Origin of the sequence: Terrisporobacter hibernicus (assembly GCF_020809405.1) — a bacterium.
Classification (GTDB): domain Bacteria; phylum Bacillota; class Clostridia; order Peptostreptococcales; family Peptostreptococcaceae; genus Terrisporobacter; species Terrisporobacter petrolearius.
The window spans coordinates 344651-364316 of the sequence record NZ_CP081135.1; the positions used below are offsets into that span (position 1 = coordinate 344651).

A 19666-nucleotide genomic window follows, 5' to 3' on the forward strand; every position below is an offset into this window, starting at 1 on the left:
TTTATCTATATGGTACCAAAAAAATTTTCATCTCGCATTATTTATCAATTAACCCTTCCCATTCAACATCTTTTTAAAAATTCGGGAGTTTTCCTGGATTACTTCTTTCTATAGAGTATATATTCTGTTACTTCAAGATACTCATAACCCTTTAGATAAATTAATGTTAGCTAGATAATAATATAGATATTTTAAATTTCTAAATGATTTATATGCTATTTGCACATAATAAATATAAATATTCTAAATGGTAGGTACATATATGAAAGATAAAAAAATTAGTATCTTTAATTTAATACTTTATATTATATATATTTTTTCAATAATATTCTTTATATTTAAAGGTGAATATGGAAAAAGTGGATTGAGTGCATTTTGTTTAGTTATACTCTTTGTATTAAATAAATTATATTCTAAAAATTATCCTATAATAGATAAAAGTTTATTTATAGTTGGTAACTTATTTATCTTATTTTCATTCTTATTAGGATCTTGTTATAACTTTTATGACAAAATAAAAATTTACGATGACTTTTTGCATTTTTGGTCAGGATTTATAACTGTTAAAATAGGCTGGAATATATTAAATTTTTTAAATATACAAAATTCATCTAGTAAAATAATAATTCTTGTACTTATTCTTTTCTTTGGTCTAGGTATATCTGGTCTTTTGGAAATAATTGAGTATCTATTAGATGTAGTATTTGGTAAGGATACTCAATCAGGTGGGCTAAAAGATACTATGCAAGATATGATTGACGCTTTGGTTGGTGGCCTTATTATGAGTGGGTATTACCTTAGAAAAATTAAAAATATAAATAAACAATTATAAGCATATGTTCTCTTCAAAAGGAAAAGATAGTATTGATTTGATAAAAAGGAGGGTTTAACTATGAAAGTAAAAGATCTAATGACAAAGGATGTATCATATGTAACAACAGGTTCTAATATAAAAAATGCAGCAGATATTATGAAATCTTTAGATGTTGGAATAGTTCCCGTTTGTGATAATAATCAAACTCCTGTTGGAGTAATAACAGATAGAGATATCGTTTTGAGAAGTGTTGCTGGAAATAATACTAATCAAAATGTAGAAAGTGTAATGAGCGGAAATATGGTAAGTGTGAGTCCTGATGCAGATGCTCATGAAGCAGCTAGCTTAATGGCCCAAAATCAAATTAGAAGATTACCAGTAGTTGAAAATAATAAGATTGCTGGCATGCTTTCTTTAGGTGATTTAGCTAATGTAAATATACATGTTGATGAAGCTGGCCAAGCTTTAAGTTCCATTTCAAAACCAGGTAATTAAATAAAAACTCACCCCTTAAATTAGATTTTACAGGTACTTTTATCTGTGTCTATTTTAAGGGGTGATATTCAATTCAATAGCAACTGGATTTAAAAGTTTCCTTCCAGTTGCTTAGTTAATTCTATATAACAAATTCTAAGAATACATTCTTAGTAATCTTTCTATTTCATATTTTATTTCATCAATTGTATATTTTTTAGAATTCTCTAGTCTTATTCTTAGCTTTGTTTCATCCATTCCCATATACTCACTCATAAAGCTCTTCATTCCTCTAACTTTTCTATCCACTTCTAAAACTAAGTCTACATGAGTATTTGTTGGTACAAACACTAATTCTAGTTCATCTAATCTATTTCTAAAATAACCTCCAAGTGGCATAAATTCAAATTCTTGTACAAAGTTATATTTAATCAGTCTTGCTGGACAATGCTCATTTTCAACTTCTCTAAGATGGAATCCTAACTCTGATATAGCATTTAAAACGTTTGTCATATATTCATTAGGTTCTACATTTATGTAATCTCTATCTGATGTATCTATTGCCCCTTGTATATCCATATATGTTGATAGCCATACTTTTGATTTGTGCTTTGTAATAGGTACTCTTTTATATAAAATAAAACTAAATGGAATTTCATATAATTCCTCTGGTTGTATAGTTTTATCTATTTTTATTTCATTCTCTTGAATACGTTGTGTTTTATTTACTGTTTTATCATCAACTTCTTGCTTGTAGTTAGTGTATACACCTATCGTTATGTCTTTTATATATTGCTCAACTTTACCACCTTTTATTTTGCATATTCCTTCTATTCTTTTTCCTGGCATGATGTTTTTTGTGTGAACTATTGTGTCTATTTTTGTGCCACCTATACCAAGTGTTGTAGCCATCATTTTATCAAGTACCCCCATTATTTACCTCCAATATATTTTTAGTACCTATATTTTATACTAAATTTAATGTTTTCTCAAACCTTAGAAGATATATTGTATTATTTTATTTCTTTCTTGACTTGCTACTAAGTATTTTTATATATACAAATACTTTATAAACGCTATATTTTCAACTCCATATGTAATTATCATTTCTTCTTTTTTATTATGATCTATATCTTTAATTTTATCTTTTAATTCTTTTATATTGTTCATATATTCAGCGTGACTAGTTATAATAGAATATAATACCTCAGATATTGTTAAATCAGGATTTCTCTTCATGTGATATATTAATGTTCCTAATATACAATTTAAATAATACTGTAACCTCTGTGTATAATTTTCCATATTAATATTTGTACTTCCACCACTATGTACTAAATTATTCCTTAACCTATATATAGAATTTATATTATTTTCTATACATTTCATCTTTAACTCAACATATTTTTCTAGTGCATTAGGATTCTTTAGGTAATTATTTATCTCTGCAACTTTTCTACATATAATAATATTAGTTGCAGTATTTTCATATAACCACTTTGCAGTTTCATCTTTTAATAAGTATGTAGCAAATTTTACTTTATTGTACTTTTTATCATTCTTTTTAGAAATACATGCATTTAGTTTATCATCTTTAAGTATTCCTTTTTTTATAAGAGGATATATCCTATCCCATAAGCAATTCATTTTCTGCTTTATAATATACATACTTATAACTTTGGGAATTATGTTGTTAACTGTATTTATATTAGACCCAGATTCTTTATAGAATCTAGTAATGCCTTCCACTGAGCTCCAACAGTTAAGAAGCCTATTGTCTATTGTTAATTCATGTAGTTTTTGCAATATATTAATTATATTTTCTATGTCATTGATAGACGTTGATTTTATATTGTTTTTTCTAAAATATTCCCTTAACTCTATAAAGTCAACTATATCTTCTTTTTCTCTACTGCTAATCACTCTAGAATATTTAGTAAAATCATTCGCATTATACTCTATATATTTTTTAGTGTTACTCTTCTCTAATAATGCAACCTTAATATTATTATTTATTGAATTATCTATTACTTTATATACTTCTAAATAATTTGATATAGTATTAACTGCTATATACATAGCTCTATATTTATCTGGAGCTTTTACTACAGTTCTTAATGTTATAGATTTATTAGATTTAAAGAAAGATTTTGATTTTATTTCATTTATTAACCCATCATTCTCCTTGCATATAGTAAACATTTTATAAATTAATTTATCAATATTTAAAATTTCACTATTTTCTAATTCTTCTTTTAAGTTTATTGGTATATTTAGGTTTAATAATAGATCATACCTATTATCTTTTGTATAAGATAATTCTCGAAACTTCTCAACTTGTATAAGAATCTCTTCTTCATCTTTACAATCTTTTAAATCTTTAAAGTTACTTAACCAAAACTCCTCTAAATATTTTAACGAATATCCTTCAAATAATAACTCACTTATGTAACAATCCATTAGTTTGTCTACATCATCAAAGCTACTCGTAAAATCAGCTTGTAATATGTCTATCCATAAATCTAGTATATTTATATTATTCATCTTTTTTATAAAAGCTGTAAGGGAAAAATATGCTTCAGTTGTCATTGAACTATCTGTTTTATTGAGTATGTTTTTTATTTTTACTATATCTTTATTTATAAATTTATGTTTTGATAAGTTTGTATTTTTAAAGTAAAATAGTATATTTTCTTGAAGTGCATCTAAACTTCTTTTTAATTTACTAGAATCTCCTGTATTAGACTTAATTTGGTTGTATACTTCTATGTAGTCATTTAGTAGTTGTCTTATACTTCCAAAGTTTATTTCTTCTAATCTAAATTCCTTATTTTTAAAGTATTCTAACATGCTATACATAAAATATTTATATGAATTGTATTTATTTTTTTTACTCATTTAATTCTCCTATTCCCTATTACTATCTATATTTTTATTGACATTATTAATAGTATGTTATAAAATATGTATAAAATCTTAATTTTAAGGAATATTATATATATTTCTTGAATATACTATTATTGCAAAAGACTGGGTGTTTCTTTTAGAAAGAGCTGCGAGTGCAGAATTCTTCTAATCGAATACACCCTTTAATTATATCTATATCTTTTATTGTTATTTATTTAATTAATTTATATGTAATATAATACCATATATTGTATTTTTTTATCAAGCAGATACTATATATAGTGTTTTTTGTATTTTAAAAGAGAGTAGGATTTCCTACTCTCTTTTAATTCTCCATTAAATGCTTTTTCCATAAGTGAATTAAATAAATGATTTAACTCTACATCAGAATTTATTTGTTTTTTCTTCATAGTTTCTATATTGTGAACTATTTGCGTAAATTTTTCTTGAATCTCTATAGATGGAATAATAACCCCTATATCTCCTAATATCTTTTGATTTAGCAAGAACTAGTTTATGCTATAAATGCACCCATTTATTCATCCTCCTCAACTATCTTCATTCCACCACCAAAATACCAGTGATTTATTTCAATAAAGTCAATGAATTTTTCATAGAATTGATCTTCAGATACAATTTTAGGAAGTGTAACACAACCATTAATTTCAATTTCGTATTCCTTTTCAACATTGTCTTTTTCAGGATATAGAACTCCATATAATCTTTCTAATGCATCCACGTATTTTTCTACTCGTTTTTTATCTTCTATGCTTGGGTTTTCAATAGATGAAAGATTCATATTATCTTGCAAATCAGCAATTTTAACTCGGCATGCTGTTTCATTTTTACTTATTCTATCAATAAATGTACTGTATTCTTTATGGTCTTTTTTAGTCAATAAATCTAAGATTACTAAAACTTCCTCTGAAAAGCCTTCTTGTCTTAACTCGTTTAATGATATATTCGTATATTCAATAATATCATGTAAGACAGCACATATCTTTTCTAAATCTGTATTACAACCTTGCATAATTCTTAACGGATGTAATATATATGGTTGTCCACCCTTGTCTAGTTGCCCATAATGGGCTTTAGTGGCTATAAGTATTGCTTTTTCTAACATTAGCATACCTCCTTTTATCATTCAAACTTACTCCCCAAAATATGATATTTATACTCTTTTATGTGGATCTTTTTTTGTAAAATAGTAACTTAAAAGTTATTTAGTTTTGTGTTAGTATCTTAGTGCTAACGCTCCCCCTTATAAACAAACTTTCCAAGTTTGGATTTTTAAATTAATCAAGCTGTTTTTGCTAGTATTTTATTGTTTTTAACTAAATGAAAGCATTGTTACAAAACACTATGAAACTTGTCTGTGCAACTAACTAATTTAATAGTTAGGTGATAAAGATAGGTTTCATGCTCTCCACGAGCCAGTGGATTAATAATTATATTCAGTAAGAAACATTTTTAAATTAACCGCTAAATAGTTTTGTAGATATCCAATACATTTTATTTAAATTAGAAATATATGGTATAATATAGAGAAAAATTATTATTTATTGGAGGATACCTAATGGACAAAAAAAAATTAAGCAAAATAATTCTAGTTATAACAACGGCTATTACTTTATTCATGTCAATAGATTTAATGAATAATTATTTAAAAGAAGTATCAAAAAGATTAAATACTTTAATTGTTTATAAATCTAAACCTATTAAAGAATCTATGTATGATTTAGAAGATGATATGATTTCTAAAATAGATATAAAGTCAGATATAAAAATGGTATCTGAGGATTATTTTCAAACAAAAGATGGAGATACATTTTATTCTAAACGTTATGATGATACAATTGTTGAACATGGAGCAGAGTATGGAACGCTTTATAACATGAAAGGTAATATATATATTAAAAATAATCTAAAAAATAAATTAAACGGAGCAGTTTCACTTGAGAGCAAAGGGACAACTAGGTTTTATATAAATCCATCTAGTAGTGAAAAATTTCCAGTAGATATGAATACAGAGTCTGATAAACCTTTATTATTGCTTCATATAAATATAGATAATAATAGTATTATAGAAAGTAATGGTGTTTCTTATGGAAAAGCAGAAATTAGTTATCATATGCCATTGGATTGTTCTGAAGTATTAGATACTTCTATGGATATTAGTCCAACATCTGTTAATTTAACTGAACAAGAAATTATAGATTGTTTTATATTTAATAATAAAAATGAAAACTTAACTAATTTATTAACTAATTTAGTATCTAAAAACTCAAATTTATTTAATAGATTAGTTAATGAAACATTTTCCTACTGGAATGATATAAGTAATGATATATCTATTAGCGATAAAGATTAATAGATATATCATTACTTATGATTTATTTTTAATATAGAAAGTCACATTCATAATATGTGATTTTCAAATTTGACATATAATTTAAACCCTTAAAGCTTACAAGTTTAGATTTACCAGGTCTAATCGAAATTTCACATGAATGCCCTTCAACATTATAAAGACTTCCAGGCTCTTCATAGTGAATTCCTATACCTACCAATGGAACATCTGTATTATTTGTAACTTTAAATGTTTTTAAAACTTTAGAATCTATTTTTTCTTGTTTTACAACTTCAATAGTTACCTTATTATCTCCATTATAGTTGTAGTCAGCTGAATAATATCTATCTTCTACATTCAAATCATAACTTTCACTATTATTAATTAATGTATATAATAATACATTAATTAATAATAGTGAGATACATATCAGTATCATTATTATTAAACCAATTTTTTTCATTCTCATAATCCCCCTATTTTACTAACAATTCTTCCTAAGTGTAAATTATACTTTTTATTCTAACATAATGTGGTACAAATACACTAAATTATTTAATTGTTTTATAGAATAGTATTGAGCAAATATTTCAAAAATCTAATTCGCATATCTAATTTCTCTATATGCTTAGAGCTCTATTATTCTGTTGAAAACTATTTTTACATGTATGTCTGGGTAGTGGAATTAAACTGAATAAAAGATAAAAAAAAACTTTGAAATAAGGATTTTAGCTGTATGTTCTAGTTCGAGAGATGCACATATGGTTAAACGTATATATTAAAAAATACAAATATTATTGAAGATACATAGTATTATAATACCCAACCTGCAACTAGTGAAGTTCATGATGTTTTTTTATGAAATATTTAATGATATAATTTTTAAACAATATTAAAAAATAAGAATAATAAAATTGCGACATAATAATAAATAAATTTATTGTATAAATATATCAAGTAACTAATCTCGTCACTTTTTCAAAAAACAAAATATATAGTGTCAAAAATAATACAATAATATTTGATTATTTTTATAATAAAGTATAGAAAATATACAAAAATCTAAAGTATACATTTGAAATTTAGTATTAAATGATAAAGTTTACTAAAAATTTTAAAAATGACCTATGAATAGGTCACTTTAACTGACACCTAACGGTCGTCAGTTTTTTTGTATTTAAATTTACTACCACAGTTTGGGGGTTTTTAAAATAAAGTGGTGATAATTTAGATATTAAAAATCATTACAAAAGGAAGGTGCACACTTTTTATGTTTAATAAAAGCGAAATATTAGAATCACTATTAAATGAATATGATGTAAAAACAACAAAAGACGTTCAAAATATGTTAAAAGATCTTTTTTCTAGCACAATTCATGAGATGTTAGAAGCGGAGCTTGATGAACACTTAGGATATGAAAGATACGATAATAAGCATAAAGAAACTACAAACTCTAGAAATGGATATAGAAATAAAAAAGTTAAATCTGATTTTGGTGAGGTTACACTTAGTATACCAAGGGACAGGAATGGTGATTTTGAGCCTAAAATTATCCAAAACTATTGAAATGATATATCTGGAATAGAAAAGCAAGTAATTGGAATGTACTCAAAAGGTATGTCTACTAGAGATATATCAAGCCATCTTAAAAGTATCTATGGTATAGATATTTCTCATACTTTAATATCTAAAATCACAGATAGAGTTCTTCCTTTAGCGCAAGAATGGCAAAATAGAGCTCTCGATATTATTTATCCAATTGTTTTTATGGATGCAATACATTATAAAGTAAGAAGTGAAGGCAGAATAATAAATAAAGCTGCGTACATTGCGATAGGTATAAATCTCGAAGGAGTAAAAGAAGTTTTAGGTATTTGGATTGGTGAAAAGTACTTACAGACATCAAAAACAGAGGTGTTAAAGATATTTTAATTACATCTGTAGATGGTTTAAATGGATTTTCAGATGCCATTAAAGCTATTTTTCCTAATACTGAAGTTCAAAGATGTGTCGTTCATCAAATTAGGAACACTTTAAATTACGTATCATATAAGCATAGGAAAGAATTTGCTAGGCATCTAAAGCTTGTATATGCTTCCTCTACTGAAGAAAATGCATTTAATGAGCTAAAGCTCATGGAAGAAAAATGTAGAAATAATTATGCGATAGTATTTAGAAGTTGGAGAAATAACTGGAATGAACTTTCAGTATATTTTAAATATCCTCAAGAAATTAGAACGTTAATATATACAACTAATTCTATGGATAGTTACAATAGACTATTGAGAAAAGTAACAAAATCTAAATCAATATTTCCATCTGATGACTTTCTACATAAATCTTTATACTTGGCTACGATGGACATATCTGAAAAATGGACTCAAAAAATTAGGGGTTGGTCACAAATACTAGCTCATCTTAGTATTTATTTTGAAGATAGGATATCAGCAACATTACTTTAAATTTTTTGTAAGAATAATTACTTTATATGTGTATTATTTTTGCAAAAATGGAAAATTTAATTACAAAAGGCCATGATTACGAAAATCATGACCCCTTAATAGAACTAAATTATTACTATTTAATTTATATTTTTTTGAAGAATACACAATTATGTTTCCAGACTCTATTAATAACATTATTATTAACAATTAAATAGGAAAAGGGCTATTATTAGCCTTTTTCCTATTTATAAATTTAAAACATATCTTATTGCATATTTGAATATTTATCCATGTGAGCATCATATACATCTTTATACCCAAATTTTTCATATTCATTATTTGGATTATCGTTACTGTATTTGTTACTATCTCCGCTACTATATTCATTCTTAGAACTAGATGATTTTACTAAACTTGTATCAACTTCTTTCCACTCTTCTTTGCGACCTTCATAGTGATAATTTCGAATATAACAAGCCTCCCCCCAACTTCTAATTATATGTCTAAAAAAGCTGTCCTCATAAAAATGCCCTTCATAGTATTCATTTTCACAAATATATATAGTTCCTTTAAGAAAACATTGAGATATTATATCAGGCTCATAGTCATCTGTTCCATAAACAGAATCTGGATTTTCTATATTCAACGTTACTCTTTCTCCCTCAAACCAAAAGTAATCATCAAGTTTTATGATTCCTTTCTTCATAATTCCATTCTCGAAAACTCCTTTAAAATAACCTTGACCAAAATTAACCCTACCTGTAGCCGTTATAGGCTTATCAAATAAGCTATCATTATTACTCATAACTAAAATCCTCCCTATATTTTCCTTTGTATGAAAATATAATATCATTATTTTACTAATTATAACAACATAATTTTATAATTATAAATTATCAATTAACATTTTAAGTTTTTGTATCCTCTTGATTCCAAATCTGCTTAATTCTAATAAAACATCTTTATTACCTTCTTTAATAGCAAGAACTTGACAAAAGGCTTCAAGTTCTGCACCCCCGGCATGCTGTGCATAAACTACACATTTATATATGATAGGTGAATTAGATTGTAAAAATAGACATCTAATTCACCTATTATTTTATCTAAATTACTAAATAAAAACTCTAGGAGTGTTTTAACTCCTAGAATATTAATTACTCTTTTCAAATTGTATGAAAAAAAGGCAAGACTAACTGCACCATTTCGGAAAATTTTGAGACACGCAGTGACTCAGTTGCTATTTATTTCACCATAAACTCAAACTATTATCCATTCTCATTAAAACATTTCTATTTCAACTTTTTTAGTTTTTTTTCCATAATCATAATTTGATTCATATAATCTTTTTCTTCGTTAGACATACTAATTTTTTTCATCATTTCATTAATATATCTTTCATAATCATCAATTAATTTGTCATATCTAGCTTTATCGCTTTCAAATATCTTTGTTTGTTTTAAAAATTCTTCTGCTTGTTTAAGTAACTTTTTTTCATATTCATATGAGGCTTGTTGATATCCCTCTTTTTTACCTACATGTTTTCCTTGATTAAATGCATGCTGTGTAAACTTATCACTCAATATAGTGTATTTATAACCTGTACCAGCTAAATCTCCTAATGTAACTTTTCTATCTCTTTCATCTGTATAGACTACATCTCCTCTATTTTTTAAAAAATCTAGTATTCCCATCAAATTCCTCCATCAAAATAATTATAATTCTCCTGATTAGCTAAGTTTACTATATTTATCAACAGGATTATAATATTTTTTAAAAGCCCATTAATTTTTTATGATAACTACATTTTATCATTATCTTGCCTTAATAAGCTTTCTCTCCATAATCATAATTTTATTTAAATATGTTTCTTCTTCACTTGTTAAAGATTGTTTAGCGCTCATTTCTTCAATATAATTTTCATATTCATTTATAAGTTGTTCATATTCATCTCTCTGTTGATTGAAAGTATTCTGCTGATTTAAAAATCTTTCTGCTTGCTTCAGTAATTTTTTTTCATACTCATAAGAAGCTTGTACATATCCTTCTTTTTTCCCCTCATGTTTACCTGCATTATAAACATGACTAACTCCTGGCATATCTTCTAAATAAGTTTCTTTAAACTCTTCTTTTAATCCCTCAACTACTCCAAAGGTTGCAACATTTTCAACAATACTCTTCAATCCATATCCTGGTATTAAGCTTTTCTTTAAAAATCTTTTAACTCCCATTTTATTCTCCTAAAATTTATATTCTTCACCTTGAATTAATTTATTAAAACCACCAAATACAAAATCCTCTTTCACTTTTTGGATGTATGCTGTATCAGTGACCAAGCGATACATTGTAACCATCAATCCACCTACATCTAAATCTTTTATAGCTGATTCATTTCCTGCTATTGCATTGCCTCCAACCCAGATAATATTACTACATGAAGATATTATGTTTGAATATGAAAGGATTTTTCTTGTTTTTACCTCATACAAATCACGGCTTGGATATTTTTGAGAATTATAATATAACCCATGGATTAATGTAATGAGCATGTTTATTAATATAGCAACCGCTGCCTGTGTGCCTACAACTGCTATATCCTTTAATAAACATAAACTATCGTACCCTTCTTTATAAAGTTTTCCAGCCAAATCCGGTGAAAATATTTCTAATAATGGTATTGGTAACCCAAACTTAGTATACACATCAGACTTTAAATGTAATGCTTGTGCAAAAATCGCAGCTGGTAAGCGTTTATCATCCTCTTTTATACTTTCAATGGCCATCATAAAAGCTTGGCCTATACTCGTTTCATAATCCCAGTGCTTTGGCCTTGGTTCATTTGAAATTTTATATGTTCTAAAATCTTCAAGTGTTATTGTATCTGAAATGATATTAATAGTACCAAACAGCCATCCTGCAATTGGATCATGACCAAGTGTATGCATTCTATGGTAACCGGCTTCCATATTTATACCAAATTTAGGTGATCCAACCGAAACGTCATATGGAACACCATCATATACAATTTCTAACCAAGTCCTATATTTTTCACTTTTATTATGATCCCACTTTTCACTATGATTTTCTTTATACTTATCTCTTTTTTCTCTCTCCATTTTTTTTATACGAGAATCATTATCTTTAACTCTTGAATCACTTATTTTTTTATCTGCCAATGAATTGATTTTAGAAATAAGAACCCATCTTCCAACCTGTAACGCAGTAGCAAATAATAAAAATTTAACATCCGTCGAATCTAAACCTGTTTGCCTTTCAAACTCTAAATCTAAATTGTCGAGAATTTTTCTTGAATTATGAGCTACTTCAGCCACCCTAAATGATTCATTAGCTATAGTCTCCATATTTCTTAATGTTTTTTGTGAACTACTACTTACTTCTTTTCTTCTTCTACGTAACTCTTCTATATCCATAATTTGCTCCCTTACCTCGTATTCCTTAAACTTTCCATATATCTATTTTTTTTTACAGTGCCATGAAGATGGATGCTTCCCTCCAATACATATAGTTGATTTATTTTTTATACACTCATGAATCGCTAGCTGAGTTAATTCCTGCAATGTTGTGTTTTTATTTATTATTATTTTAGTTCTTGGTGGTGCTAACAAGTCTTTCTCATGCAAACCTCTTGTACACAAATTCACAATAATATTTGGTTTATATCTCACAAACCTGTCAATAAAATATTTGTCAAGATTATCTATAAGTACCTTTTGATTTTATTCATATGTATACACCTTTCTCATCTTTTCAATAGTTTGAATCATTTCTTCTCTAAACTTATCAGAACCAATAACCTCTACAGATTCCCCCTGGCTCAAAAGCCACATTTTTATACCTTTTCCAAATAACTCTGCCTCTACTGTGTATTCTCCTTTTCCATCTACTATTGTCGCATCAGGCAATCTATCTTCAACTGCCTCGATGGATCTACCTGTGAATCTAAACTTTACCCTTTCCAGTTTTCCTGTTTGCATAAATTGAATTGACTTTCTAAACTTTCCATCTTGAAATCTTTTGCTATAATCTACTTTATATTTTTCATCAGTAATGACTAAATCTTTGATTCTGTCTACTCTATAAATAGCAGGGTATTCATAGCTTTTTCCTTCAATAAAAGCTATCAGGTAAAAATAATACTCTGAAAATAACAATCCTTGTGGACAAACATTTCTTTTCGAAACCTCTTCTTGTAATTTTCCATCAGTACCTATTTTAAAATACCCAATGCTCAATATTTTTTGTTCTTTTATGGCATTGCTTATTTGCCATAACTTATCTAAAAGTTTCTTGCCGTGTTTTGGTGAATCATAGTGATGTAACTCATTTCTAATAATTATGTCAATATTATCTTTATCTTCGCTTATACAGTTTTCAAGGAGCTTGTCTAACATATCTTTTAACTCAGTCTTTATAAAACCTCTACTTTCTAGAAGAACCTTAGAGATAGCTAAAACTTCATTTTCATTGAGATTTTTTTCATGTTTACCTCTAAGAATATATCCTCCTTTTTCTTTATCTGTTACAACTTCCTCACCTATTAACTCACCCTCAGGATTTTCGACAAACTTTTTAACATCTTGCATATACCTATAAAAGGTTCTTTCATTAATATTAAATTTGTCTATTACCTCATGCTTTCTAACTACTTTTCCTTCAAGTAATCTATTATAAATATATAACAACACTTCCCCTTTAAATCTTTCCATATAAAAAATTTTGCTCCTTTAAATAGTATATCTTAATTTATTCTTTTATTATTTTTCTACATTTATCGCATAATTCCTCTTTTTTCCCCTTTTAATCCTATACATTTCTGTATCTGCCATTTTTATTAACTCCTTACTAGTTAACTTTTTTTCTGTTTCTTTACTGTATTCATAAATTCCATAGCTAAGACTCAAGTTATATTTTTCATTATTTTTATTACTTTCTTCTACTAATTTTATTATTCTCCCCCATACTGTATTGACTTCTTTCATTGTTGTTTTAGGAAATACTACTAAAAATTCATCACCTCCCATTCTAATTGCAAAGTCAGTTTTCCTAATACTTTTTTTCAAAATTTCAGCTACACTTATTAATAGTTTGTCCCCTTGTTCATGGCCAAAAGTATCATTTATTATCTTTAGTCCATCCACATCGATAAAGGAAATAATCAGATTTTTATCAATATCTTTTGCTAGTTTTAATTCTCTTTCTAGTAACCCTAAACCTGATTTTCTATTTAATACTCCTGTCATTGAATCTGTACTAACTAAGTAATTTAACTTTTTATTTTCTAACCTTAATTTCTGTAGCATCTCATCTTTCTGTATCAAAATCTCAACAAGTTTTTTTCTATTCATATTATAATAATTCACTTTCTCTCCCCATCCTTAATATTTATATCATTTAACTTTATCTTAATTATACTTTTGCTCAATGACACAGACTGTCAGTGAAAATAATAATTCAAAATTTTTCAAAATAAAAAGCCACTAACAAAGAAAATGAACTTCTTTGGTTAGTGTCCAATATTAATATCTATTCAATTTATACTTATTTTTAATTATTGATTATTTTTAGCTATATTGTTTTAGTATGTTCTTGATACAAAACATCAAGAACTTCCCTCTCGGGTATCGTAGTCAAGACGTTCCAATGACTTGCTATTATTTCAATTCTACTATTTTCATCATATCCTATTATATCCATAATCTCACCTAACATTGATTTATCTTTAGAATTACTTGTTATAATCGATAATATGTAATCTAAAACTGCATTATAAAAATCATCACTCATATTCATTTCCTCTTGAATTGAATATGTATAATTGACAAGAGTTACAAAACGTATATTCCTCATTGCATATCCATGTAACTTAAAATCTATTTCCTTTAAAACTGCTTTATTTATATCTCTATATTCTTCCATAATAATTCTAAAAAAAAAACTACAATACTTCTACTATTATCATTAGCACAGATATTGTTTAAATTATATAACTCTAGGAAAAAAGTATACTTACTTGTATAGTTTATAATTTTAGAATACATAAATTTATCTACATCATTTTTTATATTACTTTTCATTTGTTTTCGAGCATTATTTATATTATCAAACAAATTGTAACCCAAGTTTTCTAAACTTTTGTCTGAATTTATATATTTCAATTCATTATATGAAGTTTTAGTATTTTTATTTTCATTATCTTTACTCTCTATATCAATTTTCTTTCTATTTAATCCAGGAAACTCATTTTTATTATTTAACTCATTATCAATTGACTTAAATGATATTTCATCATTTCTAGCAAAATCTTCTGCACAGGAGCCTTCATATCCATATATAGTTAAATTATCACATTCATGAAATATATCTATTTTAAAATTTATACAATTAATGTTAAATAAATACAAAAGGATAGGTTACCTTATTTATTTAGCAACCCATCCTTGTTCAAGTATGTTATCACATCATTATTTGTATTTCTATGCCATCTATCTCCCTTTCCTTATTCATTGTTATGATAGAAACTAGCAAATGTACCTTTTGTTGACTTGTACTTCTATTTATCTTATGTGTTGAGTTTGCCACATTCCGCTTCTTTTTATTTTTTCAATTGTTGAAAACCTGCCTAGCCAGTTATCTGAAGGGGAGCATTCATTACATGAAGATATTATATTAATTATATTTTTTTCGGTATTTAATCGTTCTTTCTTGTCTAGTATTTCAATTACTGAAAATGTAAAATTGTCTCTTATGTATTTACTTACCTCTTGTTCAATATTTTCTTGATATGATTTATCTACTAATTGCCCATATTTCTTTTTTACCTCAGACTTAGTAAAATCAATATCCCATACATCTAAATATCTGTCATTTTTCTTGTTTAGTAAGGCTCTTCCAATATTTTTTCTGAAAATACTTCTATCTTTATTCTCTTTGTAAAAGTGTTCTTCTAACCTTTTTATAAGATTATCATTTCCTGTATGAGACCCTATCCTTACTATCCGTTCTCCATTATGCCCAAATTCATTTTTTTCAAATAAAATATATACACCATTTTTACATATCTTATCTTTATTAAATGGAAAAGTATATCTCTCTAGCCCTCTCGTGTATTCATGAATTTTTTCACATTCTTTACTCATATCTACACCTCTTTAAAAACTGTAATTGTTGCCCTATTTTCATACCTCTCATTGGAACTTCTACATTCTTTATTGAAGACTCGATATATTTTCTATACTTTAGCCCTGCCATGAATATAACTTTATCATTATCAATATCAATATTATTTTTTAAATCCTCCAGTACCATATCTGACCATTGTAAAACTTCCCCTTTTTTCATTTTATTTAAAGTTTTGTCATATGGTTCTATTATTTCATCTAATGAAACTAATCCATATTTTGCAGAAAGTACAAATATTTTATCTGCTTTTATTACATTTTCAGAGTAATATAATGCTTTTTTGAATAAATCACTAATATATAAATCTCTAGCTCTACATGATTCATTCCTTTTTTTACTTACACATGATATAAGAACTATCTTACTCAAAATATATTCACTCCCCCAACTTTTATCGTTTATAAACTTTACTAACTTTATTTTAGCATATTTAATCTATACTTTCATTTGTAATTAGTTAAAAGCCGTATCCCTTACTTACGACACAGTTCACCACGATAAATGAAAAGACTTAAACCTTAAATTTCAAGGTCTAAGCCTTTTCATTTATTACCACTTATTTTCTCAACAAACACTTAGCTTTTACTAAGATTATATTTTACTTTTAATCTATCTATATTTTTTCCACTATCCCAATAAACATTTATAAATGTAAAATCCCCTTCTCCTGAGAAATCTATGTATGGAGGGAATTTTTTACAATAATTTTTAAATCTATGTTTAGTATGTTTTTGACACAAAACGTCAAGAACTACACTTTTGGGCATCTTAGTCAATGTATTACAATTACTAGACTTGCTATGTTTTTGTAATGCATTGATATAACTTAATTACAGAGCTTATTAACAGCGTAAATCGAACTATAATTGCCTAACATGTAAAAAAGGGCCATATACTTTAGTACTATAGATCTATCATTTAAGATTTCATTAACTTTTTATCTAATATATCTTTAGCTTTTTCATTAGATAATTCTACACCCTTAGCAATCCTCTCTATTGATAAACCAACGCTATTTAACCTTAATAAAGTATCTATTTTTTCATTTTCTATACCTTATTTTTAACATTTAATTTTCAAAGAAATCAAATAAATTTTCATCACTTCTTATAATCTTTTCATCTTCAACACCACAAATTTCTGCAAGTTTTGTACTATGATATAATCTTTGGTCTGAAGAAAGTTCTTCATTAAAACTAGCTTCTAGCTCACCATACATTAGTAAATACTCTTCATTTACCATATCTATAAATTCATTTAACATAATATTTAAATCTCTATCAACTGCTTCCATTCTTGCATGGTATTGATATAAAAGTTGTCTCTCTGAAGTATTTAGTATATCCCACATTTCGCTAAAGAAAGATTTAAATGTTTCCATTATTTGATTTCCGTATCTTATTCTCAATTCTTTGAATACTAAAACCAATAATCTAGCCCACCCTATAATGTTTAGTCTTAAAACAAATGCCACAGCATTTCCACCAGATTTTATAGCTGCGTCTGCACCATCTATTATGCATAAAGTTCCATGGCCTACAATTAACATCATTCTTAAGTCTGCATGTTTTTGAGAAGGTATACATTCTTTCCATTCTTTCTTTTTATAGAATCTATTTTTTATTACCCATAATACTCTAATCATTAATTCATTAAGTATTACTGGAATAGCCATTGCAGCACCAAACCTTAAATCATATCCTTCTTGAAAAACTTTTGTCATTACTATTGCTAAAGTATTTCTGTTTTTACCAACTTGTAACTGACCAAAATCGCACATTTGAAAAAGAGGCATAAAAGGTATAGCAACTCCTGAACCTCTTCCAGTCATTGCACCTCTTCCTCCTGAGCTACCTGCTAAGTCTGACATTATATGTCCTAACCAGTTACAAAATCCACAAAATATCTTAGAATGAAGATTACTTCCTTCTAGTCTTAATTTTGAACTAGTGGCATCTATTCTAATTAATTGCCCGTCACTTAAAAATGTAGATTTCCCTTGAAATTGGTCTAATATTGAGAAAAATAACCCAACTAAATCTGGCGAATGGGACAAAGATTTAAAATGGTGATTCTTAGCTGCCATATCTAAAGCCCCACCAGCAGCTACTTTATGAGCCTGGTCATAATTGACAGTAAATTTATTTTCTAAAAATCCAATAGCACTTGCTACACTTTCTTCTTGACCCACTCTAGGTGACCAACCTAATGATTTTGAAAACTTCATTACAAGTTTATCTGCCTGAGCATCTGTAAAGTTACACAATGCACTGTTTCCTGGCGCTCCAACAAAAAATATATCGATTAATCCTGCACCAACTCCAGAAAAAGCAGCTATTAAGTAGTCGTATTTATCACATTTTGCAGATATCCATTCTTCACTGTATTTCATACATTCCCCCTACTATTTAACTTACTTTTTCATTAATCTTTCTTGACAATGACTCCGTAGTATTTATTAATATTTTCATATTTGCAAGTTGTTCAGAATTAAACTGTCTACAATTTGTAATATTAAGAGCAGACATTCTCTCATATAGTTGTTTTAAATTTATACAAATATCATTTATTTCTTTCTTTATACTATTAACTTTTATATGTACTTTTGATATTTTTGTAGTTTCTTTCTTTACTTCACAAGTAGCATTTTCAGCTTTTCTAGCAATTTCTTTATTCTTTTTATTAGCTAAAGCTCCACCTCCAATTACTCCTGCTCCACCTATTGCCCAACCTACTGGTCCTGCAAGGGCTAAGAATGTACCTCCAGCACCCATTCCTCCGCCGCCTGCTACTAGCGCTCCTCCTCCTAACCAAGCTAGCGCTGCATTTGTTGCAGCTGCTCCACTAAGTGCAGATATTGCAGTCCCAGTAGATGCTGTTCCAAAAGTCATAGCAACTGCCATGGCTGTAGAAGGTCCAAAGGCTGCTACTCCAACACCTGCTGCAACACCGGCTCCAGCTACACTTCCACTTACCTTTTCAGCCTTTTTACTTTCTAATTCTAAACTTCTAATTTCTTTTTCGAAATTTGTATAATTTAGTTTTATTTGATTAACAGTATCTATTAGTTCCTTTGGTTTATTTGATAAACTGTTAAAATAATTTTCTATAGATTTAATTAATCTAAGAGAATCTACTTTTTCCTTATGTAAAATTTCTATATCTTTTACTGTTAAATTGTATTCTTTCTCATATTTTTTATTAGCTTTTTCTAAATCTGCTAATGCTTCCTTTTTATACCCTGAATTAAACATATAGCTTCTCCCTTATAAAATTCTTGTTCTGTTTTATAATATATTTGTAAATATTTTACTATCCCGATATATTATTATACATATTTTACCATAAAAATAAGTACCAGTTTTACTAGTACTTAAAATAATCTTCTTATTTAATTTGTTTTAATAAGTAGTTTTTTAATTTTCAATGAATTCCTTATCTATATTTTCTATTTCAACATCTTTTATTCCCCTAAAAAA

The 19666-nt window shown here is 27.1% G+C and carries 22 protein-coding genes and 1 pseudogene; 4 read left to right on the plus strand and 19 right to left on the minus strand.

Features of this window, described 5'->3' with window-relative positions; all coding sequences use genetic code 11:
- The first annotated feature begins 262 nt into the window (after positions 1-262).
- Both JW646_RS01730 and JW646_RS01735 read left to right on the plus strand, forming a co-directional pair.
- Entirely contained in the window at positions 263-832 is a 570-nt protein-coding gene (locus tag JW646_RS01730; protein WP_228416346.1) for a DUF2238 domain-containing protein, read from the plus strand.
- 60 nt (positions 833-892) lie between these two features.
- The gene (locus tag JW646_RS01735; protein ID WP_148557456.1) at positions 893-1309 is read left to right on the plus strand and encodes a CBS domain-containing protein; all 417 of its coding nucleotides are present in this window, start codon (positions 893-895) and stop codon (positions 1307-1309) included.
- Between the two features lie 135 nt (positions 1310-1444).
- On the opposite strand, the gene JW646_RS01740 is transcribed toward JW646_RS01735, so the two are convergent.
- The 4 genes from JW646_RS01740 to JW646_RS01755 all read right to left on the minus strand — a co-directional run bounded on the left by JW646_RS01740 (position 1445) and on the right by JW646_RS01755 (position 5339).
- Positions 1445-2221: a sporulation protein gene (locus tag JW646_RS01740; protein ID WP_228416347.1), complete on the minus strand. Its 777-nt coding sequence runs from the start codon at positions 2219-2221 to the stop codon at positions 1445-1447.
- A gap of 117 nt (positions 2222-2338) precedes the next feature.
- On the minus strand, positions 2339-4186 hold the full coding sequence (locus JW646_RS01745) for a hypothetical protein (protein WP_228416348.1): 1848 nt from the start codon (positions 4184-4186) through the stop codon (positions 2339-2341).
- Between the two features lie 281 nt (positions 4187-4467).
- A complete protein-coding gene (locus JW646_RS01750; RefSeq protein WP_228416349.1) occupies positions 4468-4701 on the minus strand; it encodes a restriction endonuclease subunit S domain-containing protein in 234 nt (77 codons plus the stop codon).
- A 29-nt stretch (positions 4702-4730) separates the two neighbouring features.
- Positions 4731-5339, minus strand: coding sequence for a hypothetical protein (locus JW646_RS01755; RefSeq protein WP_331478052.1), 609 nt, complete (start codon positions 5337-5339; stop codon positions 4731-4733).
- A 432-nt stretch (positions 5340-5771) separates the two neighbouring features.
- On the opposite strand from JW646_RS01755, the gene JW646_RS01760 reads away from it, so the two are divergent.
- A complete protein-coding gene (locus JW646_RS01760; protein WP_228416350.1) occupies positions 5772-6566 on the plus strand; it encodes a hypothetical protein in 795 nt (264 codons plus the stop codon).
- Between the two features lie 28 nt (positions 6567-6594).
- Here the strand turns inward: JW646_RS01760 and JW646_RS01765 are convergent, their stop codons facing one another.
- Positions 6595-7008 carry a hypothetical protein gene (locus tag JW646_RS01765; RefSeq protein ID WP_228416351.1) on the minus strand — a complete coding sequence of 138 codons (414 nt, stop codon included), beginning with the start codon at positions 7006-7008 and terminating at the stop codon, positions 6595-6597.
- An 807-nt stretch (positions 7009-7815) separates the two neighbouring features.
- On the opposite strand from JW646_RS01765, the pseudogene JW646_RS01770 reads away from it, so the two are divergent.
- Positions 7816-9008 (plus strand): annotated as a pseudogene (locus JW646_RS01770) (IS256 family transposase).
- A 247-nt stretch (positions 9009-9255) separates the two neighbouring features.
- On the opposite strand, the gene JW646_RS01775 reads toward JW646_RS01770, so the two are convergent.
- The 14 genes from JW646_RS01775 to JW646_RS01840 form a co-directional block, all read right to left on the minus strand.
- On the minus strand, positions 9256-9795 hold the full coding sequence (locus JW646_RS01775) for a hypothetical protein (RefSeq protein WP_228416352.1): 540 nt from the start codon (positions 9793-9795) through the stop codon (positions 9256-9258).
- 484 nt (positions 9796-10279) lie between these two features.
- Positions 10280-10681 carry a hypothetical protein gene (locus tag JW646_RS01780; RefSeq protein ID WP_228416353.1) on the minus strand — a complete coding sequence of 134 codons (402 nt, stop codon included), beginning with the start codon at positions 10679-10681 and terminating at the stop codon, positions 10280-10282.
- Between the two features lie 120 nt (positions 10682-10801).
- On the minus strand, positions 10802-11218 hold the full coding sequence (locus JW646_RS01785; RefSeq protein WP_228416354.1) for a hypothetical protein: 417 nt from the start codon (positions 11216-11218) through the stop codon (positions 10802-10804).
- Positions 11219-11227: 9 nt separating this feature from the next.
- Complete coding sequence (locus JW646_RS01790) at positions 11228-12418, minus strand: hypothetical protein (RefSeq protein WP_228416355.1); 1191 nt, start codon at positions 12416-12418, stop codon at positions 11228-11230.
- Between the two features lie 42 nt (positions 12419-12460).
- Positions 12461-12643 (minus strand): hypothetical protein, encoded by a 183-nt coding sequence (locus JW646_RS01795; RefSeq protein WP_228416356.1) that lies wholly within the window; start codon positions 12641-12643, stop codon positions 12461-12463.
- 81 nt (positions 12644-12724) lie between these two features.
- On the minus strand, positions 12725-13714 hold the full coding sequence (locus JW646_RS01800) for a helix-turn-helix transcriptional regulator (protein WP_228416357.1): 990 nt from the start codon (positions 13712-13714) through the stop codon (positions 12725-12727).
- A gap of 48 nt (positions 13715-13762) precedes the next feature.
- On the minus strand, positions 13763-14353 hold the full coding sequence (locus JW646_RS01805; RefSeq protein WP_228416358.1) for a GGDEF domain-containing protein: 591 nt from the start codon (positions 14351-14353) through the stop codon (positions 13763-13765).
- Between the two features lie 220 nt (positions 14354-14573).
- Positions 14574-14924 carry a hypothetical protein gene (locus tag JW646_RS01810; RefSeq protein WP_228416359.1) on the minus strand — a complete coding sequence of 117 codons (351 nt, stop codon included), beginning with the start codon at positions 14922-14924 and terminating at the stop codon, positions 14574-14576.
- Positions 14903-15409 carry a hypothetical protein gene (locus tag JW646_RS01815; protein WP_228416360.1) on the minus strand — a complete coding sequence of 169 codons (507 nt, stop codon included), beginning with the start codon at positions 15407-15409 and terminating at the stop codon, positions 14903-14905. Before JW646_RS01815 ends, JW646_RS01810 begins: the two co-directional genes overlap by 22 nt.
- A 153-nt stretch (positions 15410-15562) precedes the next feature.
- Positions 15563-16144, minus strand: coding sequence for a hypothetical protein (locus JW646_RS01820; RefSeq protein WP_228416361.1), 582 nt, complete (start codon positions 16142-16144; stop codon positions 15563-15565).
- Positions 16137-16556 carry a DUF6884 domain-containing protein gene (locus tag JW646_RS01825; protein ID WP_228416362.1) on the minus strand — a complete coding sequence of 140 codons (420 nt, stop codon included), beginning with the start codon at positions 16554-16556 and terminating at the stop codon, positions 16137-16139. Before JW646_RS01825 ends, JW646_RS01820 begins: the two co-directional genes overlap by 8 nt.
- A 206-nt stretch (positions 16557-16762) precedes the next feature.
- Positions 16763-16927 carry a hypothetical protein gene (locus tag JW646_RS01830; protein WP_228416363.1) on the minus strand — a complete coding sequence of 55 codons (165 nt, stop codon included), beginning with the start codon at positions 16925-16927 and terminating at the stop codon, positions 16763-16765.
- 329 nt (positions 16928-17256) lie between these two features.
- Positions 17257-18579, minus strand: a complete 1323-nt coding sequence (locus JW646_RS01835; RefSeq protein ID WP_228416364.1) for a hypothetical protein — start codon at positions 18577-18579, stop codon at positions 17257-17259.
- Positions 18580-18595: 16 nt separating this feature from the next.
- The gene (locus tag JW646_RS01840; protein ID WP_228417410.1) at positions 18596-19441 is read right to left on the minus strand and encodes a hypothetical protein; all 846 of its coding nucleotides are present in this window, start codon (positions 19439-19441) and stop codon (positions 18596-18598) included.
- Between the last annotated feature and the right edge of the window lie 225 nt (positions 19442-19666).

Excerpts from the sequence above, each read along its gene's own strand:
- JW646_RS01730 (WP_228416346.1), top strand. The coding sequence starts at position 263 with ATGAAAGATAAAAAAATTAGTATCTTTAATTTAATACTTTATATTATA.
- JW646_RS01735 (WP_148557456.1), top strand. The coding sequence starts at position 893 with ATGAAAGTAAAAGATCTAATGACAAAGGATGTATCATATGTAACAACA.
- JW646_RS01740 (WP_228416347.1), bottom strand. The coding sequence starts at position 2,221 with ATGGGGGTACTTGATAAAATGATGGCTACAACACTTGGTATAGGTGGC.
- JW646_RS01745 (WP_228416348.1), bottom strand. The coding sequence starts at position 4,186 with ATGAGTAAAAAAAATAAATACAATTCATATAAATATTTTATGTATAGC.
- JW646_RS01755 (WP_331478052.1), bottom strand. The coding sequence starts at position 5,339 with ATGATAAAAGGAGGTATGCTAATGTTAGAAAAAGCAATACTTATAGCC.
- JW646_RS01760 (WP_228416350.1), top strand. The coding sequence starts at position 5,772 with ATGGACAAAAAAAAATTAAGCAAAATAATTCTAGTTATAACAACGGCT.
- JW646_RS01765 (WP_228416351.1), bottom strand. The coding sequence starts at position 7,008 with ATGAAAAAAATTGGTTTAATAATAATGATACTGATATGTATCTCACTA.
- JW646_RS01775 (WP_228416352.1), bottom strand. The coding sequence starts at position 9,795 with ATGAGTAATAATGATAGCTTATTTGATAAGCCTATAACGGCTACAGGT.
- JW646_RS01780 (WP_228416353.1), bottom strand. The coding sequence starts at position 10,681 with ATGGGAATACTAGATTTTTTAAAAAATAGAGGAGATGTAGTCTATACA.
- JW646_RS01785 (WP_228416354.1), bottom strand. The coding sequence starts at position 11,218 with ATGGGAGTTAAAAGATTTTTAAAGAAAAGCTTAATACCAGGATATGGA.
- JW646_RS01790 (WP_228416355.1), bottom strand. The coding sequence starts at position 12,418 with ATGGATATAGAAGAGTTACGTAGAAGAAGAAAAGAAGTAAGTAGTAGT.
- JW646_RS01800 (WP_228416357.1), bottom strand. The coding sequence starts at position 13,714 with ATGGAAAGATTTAAAGGGGAAGTGTTGTTATATATTTATAATAGATTA.
- JW646_RS01805 (WP_228416358.1), bottom strand. The coding sequence starts at position 14,353 with ATGAATAGAAAAAAACTTGTTGAGATTTTGATACAGAAAGATGAGATG.
- JW646_RS01810 (WP_228416359.1), bottom strand. The coding sequence starts at position 14,924 with ATGGAAGAATATAGAGATATAAATAAAGCAGTTTTAAAGGAAATAGAT.
- JW646_RS01820 (WP_228416361.1), bottom strand. The coding sequence starts at position 16,144 with ATGAGTAAAGAATGTGAAAAAATTCATGAATACACGAGAGGGCTAGAG.
- JW646_RS01835 (WP_228416364.1), bottom strand. The coding sequence starts at position 18,579 with ATGAAATACAGTGAAGAATGGATATCTGCAAAATGTGATAAATACGAC.
- JW646_RS01840 (WP_228417410.1), bottom strand. The coding sequence starts at position 19,441 with ATGTTTAATTCAGGGTATAAAAAGGAAGCATTAGCAGATTTAGAAAAA.